This is a genomic window from Cytobacillus sp. C11.1, from assembly GCF_058145115.1.
In genome coordinates this window covers 4,989,911-4,998,223 of sequence record NZ_CM176935.1, presented here as the reverse complement: position 1 = coordinate 4,998,223, position 8,313 = coordinate 4,989,911, and the positions used below count along the sequence as shown (strand labels likewise).

Annotated in this window: 5 protein-coding genes and 16 tRNA genes; all 21 read left to right on the top strand. The window is 41.0% G+C overall.

Annotated features, from left to right (window positions below; all coding sequences use genetic code 11):
• Positions 1-19 precede the first annotated feature (19 nt).
• The 21 genes from AC3ZVC_RS24945 (at position 20) to AC3ZVC_RS24845 (ending at position 8,304) form a co-directional block, all read left to right on the top strand.
• Positions 20-94, top strand: a tRNA-Asn gene (locus AC3ZVC_RS24945).
• 3 nt (positions 95-97) lie between these two features.
• A tRNA-Ser gene (locus AC3ZVC_RS24940) sits at positions 98-188 on the top strand.
• A 16-nt stretch (positions 189-204) separates the two neighbouring features.
• A tRNA-Glu gene (locus AC3ZVC_RS24935) sits at positions 205-279 on the top strand.
• Positions 280-283: 4 nt separating this feature from the next.
• A tRNA-Val gene (locus AC3ZVC_RS24930) sits at positions 284-359 on the top strand.
• Between the two features lie 11 nt (positions 360-370).
• Positions 371-444 (top strand) — tRNA-Met (locus tag AC3ZVC_RS24925).
• A 3-nt stretch (positions 445-447) separates the two neighbouring features.
• Positions 448-524 (top strand) — tRNA-Asp (locus AC3ZVC_RS24920).
• Positions 525-554: 30 nt separating this feature from the next.
• Positions 555-627: transfer RNA gene (locus tag AC3ZVC_RS24915), tRNA-Phe, on the top strand.
• A 9-nt stretch (positions 628-636) separates the two neighbouring features.
• Positions 637-712: transfer RNA gene (locus AC3ZVC_RS24910), tRNA-Thr, on the top strand.
• 43 nt (positions 713-755) lie between these two features.
• Positions 756-839, top strand: a tRNA-Tyr gene (locus AC3ZVC_RS24905).
• 6 nt (positions 840-845) lie between these two features.
• Positions 846-919 (top strand) — tRNA-Trp (locus AC3ZVC_RS24900).
• An 11-nt stretch (positions 920-930) separates the two neighbouring features.
• Positions 931-1,006, top strand: a tRNA-His gene (locus tag AC3ZVC_RS24895).
• 61 nt (positions 1,007-1,067) lie between these two features.
• A tRNA-Gln gene (locus tag AC3ZVC_RS24890) sits at positions 1,068-1,142 on the top strand.
• Between the two features lie 4 nt (positions 1,143-1,146).
• Positions 1,147-1,221 (top strand) — tRNA-Gly (locus AC3ZVC_RS24885).
• Between the two features lie 19 nt (positions 1,222-1,240).
• Positions 1,241-1,314, top strand: a tRNA-Cys gene (locus AC3ZVC_RS24880).
• Between the two features lie 29 nt (positions 1,315-1,343).
• Positions 1,344-1,432, top strand: a tRNA-Leu gene (locus tag AC3ZVC_RS24875).
• A gap of 23 nt (positions 1,433-1,455) precedes the next feature.
• Positions 1,456-1,537, top strand: a tRNA-Leu gene (locus AC3ZVC_RS24870).
• A 791-nt stretch (positions 1,538-2,328) separates the two neighbouring features.
• Positions 2,329-3,270, top strand: coding sequence for a carbohydrate ABC transporter permease (locus AC3ZVC_RS24865; RefSeq protein WP_490065706.1), 942 nt, complete (start codon positions 2,329-2,331; stop codon positions 3,268-3,270).
• Positions 3,270-4,097 carry a carbohydrate ABC transporter permease gene (locus AC3ZVC_RS24860; RefSeq protein WP_490065705.1) on the top strand — a complete coding sequence of 276 codons (828 nt, stop codon included), beginning with the start codon at positions 3,270-3,272 and terminating at the stop codon, positions 4,095-4,097. The genes AC3ZVC_RS24865 and AC3ZVC_RS24860 overlap by 1 nt, the downstream gene beginning before the upstream one ends.
• 72 nt (positions 4,098-4,169) lie before the next feature.
• Positions 4,170-5,456 carry an ABC transporter substrate-binding protein gene (locus tag AC3ZVC_RS24855; RefSeq protein WP_490065704.1) on the top strand — a complete coding sequence of 429 codons (1,287 nt, stop codon included), beginning with the start codon at positions 4,170-4,172 and terminating at the stop codon, positions 5,454-5,456.
• Positions 5,457-5,780: 324 nt separating this feature from the next.
• Positions 5,781-7,595 carry a sensor histidine kinase gene (locus AC3ZVC_RS24850; RefSeq protein ID WP_490065703.1) on the top strand — a complete coding sequence of 605 codons (1,815 nt, stop codon included), beginning with the start codon at positions 5,781-5,783 and terminating at the stop codon, positions 7,593-7,595.
• The gene (locus AC3ZVC_RS24845; protein WP_490065702.1) at positions 7,573-8,304 is read left to right on the top strand and encodes a response regulator transcription factor; all 732 of its coding nucleotides are present in this window, start codon (positions 7,573-7,575) and stop codon (positions 8,302-8,304) included. Before AC3ZVC_RS24850 ends, AC3ZVC_RS24845 begins: the two co-directional genes overlap by 23 nt.
• The last annotated feature ends 9 nt before the right edge of the window (positions 8,305-8,313 follow it).

The window sequence follows — 8,313 nt, the reverse complement described above, 5'->3', positions numbered from 1 at the left end:
TGTTTCAATATACCACTATTCCGCAGTAGCTCAGTGGTAGAGCATTCGGCTGTTAACCGAACGGTCGTAGGTTCGAATCCTACCTGCGGAGCCATATGGAGAGCTGTCCGAGTGGCCGAAGGAGCACGATTGGAAATCGTGTATACGCTAACCGCGTATCAAGGGTTCAAATCCCTTGCTCTCCGCCATTATAAATATCATATTGGCCCCTTGGTCAAGCGGTTAAGACACCGCCCTTTCACGGCGGTAACACGGGTTCGAATCCCGTAGGGGTCACCATTTTGGAGGATTAGCTCAGCTGGGAGAGCATCTGCCTTACAAGCAGAGGGTCGGCGGTTCGATCCCGTCATCCTCCACCATATAACATTATCGCGGGGTGGAGCAGTCCGGTAGCTCGTCGGGCTCATAACCCGAAGGTCGCAGGTTCAAATCCTGCCCCCGCAATCTGGTCCGGTAGTTCAGTTGGTTAGAATGCCTGCCTGTCACGCAGGAGGTCGCGGGTTCGAGTCCCGTCCGGACCGCCATTTTTATTAGTAATTTAGTTAAAAAAATATGGCTCAGTAGCTCAGTCGGTAGAGCAAAGGACTGAAAATCCTTGTGTCGGCGGTTCGATTCCGTCCTGAGCCACCTTTATAAGCCGGTTTAGCTCAATTGGTAGAGCAACTGACTTGTAATCAGTAGGTTGGGGGTTCAAGTCCTCTAGCCGGCACCATTTTCTTATAAAGTAATATACTTATAAGGTTAATAAATATAGCGGAGGGGTAGCGAAGTGGCTAAACGCGGCGGACTGTAAATCCGCTCCTTCGGGTTCGGCAGTTCGAATCTGCCCCCCTCCACCATTTAATAGGGGTATAGTTTAATGGTAAAACGAAGGTCTCCAAAACCTTTGATGTGGGTTCGATTCCTACTACCCCTGCCAATATTATAATGGCGGCTGTGGCGAAGTGGTTAACGCATCGGATTGTGGCTCCGACACTCGTGGGTTCGATTCCCATCAGTCGCCCCATAATATTTTAAAGTGATTAAACAAGCAGCAAACTCATATATATGTAACATGAAATTATCAATGGGCTATAGCCAAGCGGTAAGGCACCGGACTTTGACTCCGTCACTCGCAGGTTCGAATCCTGCTAGCCCAGCCATTTTGCGGAAGTAGTTCAGTGGTAGAACATCACCTTGCCAAGGTGGGGGTCGCGGGTTCGAATCCCGTCTTCCGCTCCAGATGAACTTTAAACTTTATGGCGGCATAGCCAAGTGGTAAGGCAGAGGTCTGCAAAACCTTTACCACCGGTTCGAATCCGGTTGCCGCCTCCACAAATTTAAATCTTGAAACGCTGATATACGCCGGGGTGGCGGAACTGGCAGACGCACAGGACTTAAAATCCTGCGGTAGGTGACTACCGTACCGGTTCGATTCCGGTCCTCGGCACCACAAGATTTTCTACATTTTAATATGCCGGTGTGGCGGAATTGGCAGACGCGCACGACTCAAAATCGTGTTCCTTCTGGAGTGTCGGTTCGACCCCGACCACCGGTATCATGAAAAAACGGTTTTCCTTAATGGAAAACCGTTTTTTTTGTGCTATTTAATTTTTTATAATGGAAGAAAATTAGATAGTCTATAATCGATGATAATTTTAGAGGTGTTTTTACCAAGTTATTAAAATGGATGTACTTGCATTAGATTCTGAACAGTTCGGAAGGTGGTTTCGAATGGGTTCTGAGTGGTTCGGAACCCTTAGTTATTTAAGGAATAACAATGAAATTAAATGATTCCTATACTTGTCCTAGTATAAGGGCTGCTGCTGCATGAAGTAAACAAGGTATCTCGATTCAGAGGACGGGAAGAGAAAGGGAACGAAAGGGCTTCAATCGTGTCCGCACTCAGCAAAATGGATGAGAAAGGGAACGAAAGAGCGGCAATCGTGCCCGTACTCAGCAAAGTGGGAAGTCCAGCCACTTGTCAAACTGCTTTTCCCCATCAAAACCTTTTTCTAAGTTAAGATTTTCTAAGTTAAGATAATGACTATAATCCTTTGAATTCAAATGCATTCGTCCACTTAAATATCGAAGCATCATCAATTCATCTGTTTCATAACGGGGCTTTAAAAACATAATTCACATCCTTTGTTCAAGTTAGATTTATTTTATGAGATACACCCTAAATTTACAAGACAAAGCTCTCACCCCGATGAGAGCTTTTCCCATATCTAAAACAGAAGTCAAAATATTGCACTATTTTGGTCAATTAAGTCACCCATATATGCAAACGTTTTCAAATATAATATAGGAAAGCGTTTGCAAGAGCAGAGGGGGCGGTGAAAAGGATTGGAGACAAAGATTCAGATTGAAGAACCAGTTATTCAATCAGAGGTAAGAACAGTATCCAGGAAAAAGACGAAGTTAAAGGGGATTTTAACATATGGGGCTTTTGTGGGGCCGGCGTTGTTATTTTTCCTTCTGATTCAAATTATTCCTTTTTCAATGGGGATTTATTATTCCTTTACTTCCTGGAATGGTGTAAGTTCTGTAGTTGAATGGGTAGGACTTGAAAATTATCTTAAGATTTTTAAGAATGATCCCAAGTTCTTTGATTCATTTATTTTTACAACAAAGTTTATGCTTGCTTCGGTTATTATTAGTAATTTAATAGGATTTGGACTGGCTTTATTATTAAATGCAGCATTGAAGTCGCGGAATTTATTGCGGACTGTTTTCTTTATTCCGAATGTCATTGGCGGTTTATTGCTCGGTTTCATTTGGCAGTTTATTTTTGTAAAGGGGTTTGCTGCAATTGGAAACCTTACTGAGCTTTCAATTTTTAAGCTGCCTTGGCTCGGTGATGAGACCACTGCCTTTTGGGGAATTGTGATTGTGTTTGCCTGGCAGATCAGCGGTTATATGATGGTCATTTATATTGCGGCTCTTCAGGGGGTTGATCAAAATCTCTTAGAGGCAGCGAGGATAGACGGAGCATCAAATTGGACACTGCTGACCAAAATCATCATCCCGCTTATTTTGCCGGCATTTACAATCTGTTTCTTCTTAACTATTTCGATGGCATTTAAAATATTTGACCTGAATATTTCGCTTACTGGCGGAGGTCCATTTAATTCAACACAATCAGTTGCGATTAACATCTACCAGGAAGCATTCCAAAATAACCGGTACGGCCTGGGCACAGCGAAATCAATTTTATTCTTCCTGGTTGTTGCGATCTTTACAACTGTCCAGGTTATGATGACGAAAAAGAGGGAGGTTGAGGCATAATGAACCCAAAATACACGAAGTATACGTTTCTTCTTGAAATGATCGGAATTGTATTAGGTGTTATTTTCCTCATTCCTTTCTACTTCGTTCTCGTTAATTCCGTAAAAGGCTTCGCTGATATTCTGATCGATGCGGCGGCTTGGCCAAAAGAATTTCTTTTTTCAAATTACGTAAAGGTATGGGATATTATTAATTTTCCGCAGGCCTTCTGGAATTCGCTTATAATTACGGTAATCAGCAATATCGGCCTTGTTGTCATTAGCTCAATGGCTGCCTGGAAAATGGTTCGGACTCCGGGGAAACTCAGCAAAATTCTGTTTGTATTCTTTGTGTCTGCTATGGTCATTCCGTTTCAGACGGTTATGATTCCGCTGATGAAGCTGGGCGGTGCATTAAATCTGACAAATAGTATTCCGGGATTAATCATTATGTATTTTGGCTTTGGTGTCCCGTTATCTTTATTTCTTTATCACGGATTTATAAAAACAGTTCCCATTGAAATTGAAGAATCAGCAAAGATTGACGGCTGCAGCCAATTTGGTGTCTTCTGGAGGATTGTTTTTCCGCTCTTAAAGCCAATTACGGTAACAGTCGTGATATTAAATACATTGTGGATTTGGAATGATTACTTATTGCCGCTGCTTGTGCTGCAGGATGCAGAACTTCGTACGATCCCATTGGCAACAAGCTCATTCTTTGCACAATACACGAAGCAGTGGGATATGGGGCTGGCCGCTCTTGTAATGGGCATTACACCGGTTATTATTTTCTTCTTGTTTCTGCAGAAGCATATTATTAAAGGCATTGCTTCAGGTTCTATTAAGTAGTTGTAGAGATTTTTGCCGCTAAACACGAATCGGTAAAAATTTATATAAAAATTATTCAGGGGGGAAACAAATATGAAACGCTTTGCTCTTCTATTGCTGTCATTGATTTTGGCGGCAGGCATTATTGCAGGCTGTTCTTCTTCAAGCTCTTCAGGGGACGAAAAGGCAAAGGGTGATTCAAAAAATGAGGATGAGGTTGTAACACTGAATATGTTCCAATTTAAAGTTGAAATTGCCGAACAGCTTCAGGAAATGATTACTGAGTTTGAAAAAGAACATCCAAATATTAAAGTTAAGCTTGAGACTGTTGGCGGCGGAGCAGACTATAGTGCAGCTTTAAAAGCGAAATTTGCTTCGGGCGAACATCCTGATATTTTTAACAATGGAGGATTTAAAGAGCTGGAACTCTGGAAAGAGCATCTTGCTGATCTTTCAAATGAGCCATGGGCAGAGCACGTGCTTCCAATCGGAAAAGTGCCAATGACAGATACAGATGGCAAGCTTTACGGTATGCCGGTAAACCTTGAAGGTTATGGATTTATTTATAATAAAGATTTATTTGAAGAAGCGGGAATTAAAGAGCCTCCTAACACGATTTCCGAGCTTAAGGATGCAGCTAAGAAACTAGAAGATAAAGGGATTACGCCTTTCTCTGCCGGCTATGGCGAATGGTGGGTAATCGGGCAGCACTTATTAAATATTCCATTTGCACAGCAGGAAGATCCGGTTGCTTATATCGAAGGTTTATATAGCGGATCTGAAAAGATTACGGGCAATGACAAATTTAAAGAATTTAAAGAAGTAATGGATACAGAAATCAACTTCGGAAATGACAACCCATTAACTACTGATTACAATACGCAAGTTACATTATTTGCTTCAGGTAAAACGGCAATGCTGCAGCAAGGAAACTGGACAGAGAATATGATTACTGAAATTAATCCTGATATTAATATGGGCTTCCTGCCGATTCCATTAAGCGATGATGAAGCAGCAGCGGACCGTTTGCCTGTTGGAGTTCCTAATAACTGGGTACTTAATAAAAATTCAGAGCATCTTGAAGAAGCAAAACTATTCCTTGATTGGATGGTATCATCTGAAACAGGAAAACGTTATATCACAGAAGAATTTGCCTTCATTCCTGCCTTCGACAATATTGAGCCTAACGGTTTAGGACCACTTGGCCAATCCATTCTTGAATATTCGAAGGAGGATAAAACGATTCCTTGGACTTGGTTCAGATGGCCTGATGGGGCTAACAAAGAGTTTGCCGCAACCATCCAGGAATATGCTGCAGGTAAAATTGATTATGATACTGTTCTGGAGAGGTTCCAGGCTTCATGGGATAACCTGAAATAACTTGGTTTTAATAAAAAGGCTCTGTTAAAGGTTAATGTTGTTTTTTAGCACCCTGTTGATTGGAGCGGAAGGCACGAGACTCCTGCGGGAGTGCGGATCAAAGGGAGACCCCACAGGAGCAAAGCGACGAGGAGCGTCGGACCGCCCGCGGAAAGGGAGTGCCTGCAGCGGAAATCAACAGGCCAATTTAACAGAGCCAATAAAAAAAGAAAGCATGTCTGCTGCAGATATGCTTTCTATTGTATCTATTACTAAAAAAACATATCTGTCTGATACAGTTCCCTTTATACTATTGTAAAGACAACAAAGCAGCGGGGGATGTAAATGTTTAAGGGGAGCATTAGAAATAAATTGATTATTCTGTTGCTGATTGCAACAATTGTGCCATTTGGGGCATCTATTGTGATCACGTATTTCCATACGACAGAATCGCTGAAAAATCAGGCCATTAAGGAAAATAGCAATTTATTGTACCAGGGAAAGGTGAACCTTGAAAGCTACATAAATGAACTGAACGGATTAACGCTATCTCTTTATAATAATCCGGGTTTTATTAATTTTATAAGAGATCCCCAGAAAGAAAACAATTATCAGGCTGTAGATGCAACAAGAAATGTGATTTCAACCATTCTGTATGCAGAAGAAAATATAAAACGAGTAAATATTGCTGTAGCAAAGGAAGATCGGCTCATTACTGCTTCCAAGCGTTCTACTGTTATCTTTTCAAGAAAGCTGACGAACATTAATCAGGAGTATTATGTAAAGGCAAAAGACAGCCCAAGCAATATGTATCTTGAACCTATTCATAAGATTAAGGAACCGGAGGATAAAAAGCCTAAAAATGTCATCACCCTCCACCGTTCACTGACCAATATCCCATCAGATGAAGTCCTGGCTTACATTTCGCTGGAATTTTCACCGGACCAAATCAATAATATTAGCCGCAACCTTTATACTAAAGGAAATGAGGAATTTTATATTGTATCACAAGAAGGAGAATTGATATACCGCTCCAATGATGATAGTGAGGGGGGAGCCAATAAGCCTAAATGGATTGATTGGGTAATAAAGACGGACAAAGAAAAAGGAACAGTTGAATGGAAAGAAGGTTCATTCAACGGTGTTATGGTTTACGATCAACTGTCAAAAAATTCTGGCGGCTGGTACCTCGTAAAGAGAGTTCCGTATACAACCTTATATGAAAGTGCCTTTAGTGTAGCCAAAATCAATATTATGTTTGGAGCCGTTGGGCTTCTTCTCGTCATTCTTGCTACATTATTTATCTCTTTTAAAATAACTTCTCCGATCAGAGTACTTCTTCAATATATTGAACAGGTAGAAAAGGGCAATCTGAAGGTCCATTTTAAATCTATTGGAAACGATGAGATTGGTTATCTCGGTGACCGGTTTAAACACATGATCGATAAAATTAATGATTTGATTAACCGGGAGTATAAATTGCAATTGGAAAATAAAACGAATCAGCTAAAGGTTTTGCAGTCTCAGGTGAATCCGCACTTTTTATATAACGCACTGCAGTCAATCGGCACTGCTGCCTTAAAAAATCAGGTTCCACAGATTTATTCGTCAGTTACCCACCTATCTAAAATCATGAGATATAGCATGAATATGGAAGAAGATATGGTACCGCTTTTAAAAGAGATTGAGCATACCAAAGCTTATCTTCTGCTCCAAAAAGAGCGGTTTGGAGATCAGCTGCAATTCTCCTTTGAGCTTGATGAAGAGGCTATGAAGATTCCGGTACCTAAAATGATTCTGCAGCCAATTGTTGAAAATTACTTCAAGCATGGCTTTGATTCGCGGGAAAAATCAGGTGAGATAAAAATTGCCTGCAGGCAGGATGAGTTTTTTCTGGATATTTTTGTGAGTGATAATGGGATAGGTGTTTCAGAAACCAGGCTTGATGAAATCCACAGAAACCTTATGAATGATCGGATAGGACAAAAGGGTGAGGAAACGAATATTGGCTTGAAAAATGTGTATGTCCGCTTAAAGCTGTATTATGGCGACCGTGCATTTCTTCAGATAAAGAACCTCGAGCAAGGTGGACTTATAGTTTCTATTAAACTTCCAAAATGGATGGAAGGTGGTCTAGATGAAAGCGATTATCGTGGATGATGAAAAGCATGTACGTGAAGGGTTAATGCTTTTAGCAGAGTGGGAGCGTTTTGGCATTAAAACAATCATAGAAGCAGTGGATGGAAATGAGGCCGTGAAGCTCATTAGCGAGCATCGACCGGAAATTATTTTTACAGATATGAGAATGCCGAAAAGAGATGGAATCAGTCTTTTAAAATGGATCCATTCTTCGGAAATTCCCAGCAAGACCATTGTAGTCAGCGGATATGATGATTTTGAATACATGAGAAACGCCATCTGCTATAAAAGCTTTGATTACATCCTAAAGCCAATCGATCCAGAGGTTTTAAACGAAACATTGGAGAGAGCTGTTACGGAATGGAACCAGCAAAGTTGTCCGGGAATACCTCAGGCGGTGCAATACGGAGAAAAGAATGTCATGCAGCAAATAGAAGAATTTTTGCTGGAAAGCTACAACAAAGATTTTACTCTTCAGGAAATTGCGGATCGTTTTTATTTAAGCAGAGAGTATATTTCAAGAAAGTTTAAACAGGAGTACCAGGCTACCATCACCGATTTTATAACAAATATCCGCATGGAAAAGGCGAAAGACTTATTGCAGAATCCAAAGCTTAAAATCTATGAAGTTGCTTTTCAAGTCGGCTATCAGGATGAAAAATATTTTAGCAAGGTGTTTAAAAAGACAGCAGGAATTTCGCCGAATGAATATAGAAGCTCACTTGTTTGATAACAGAAG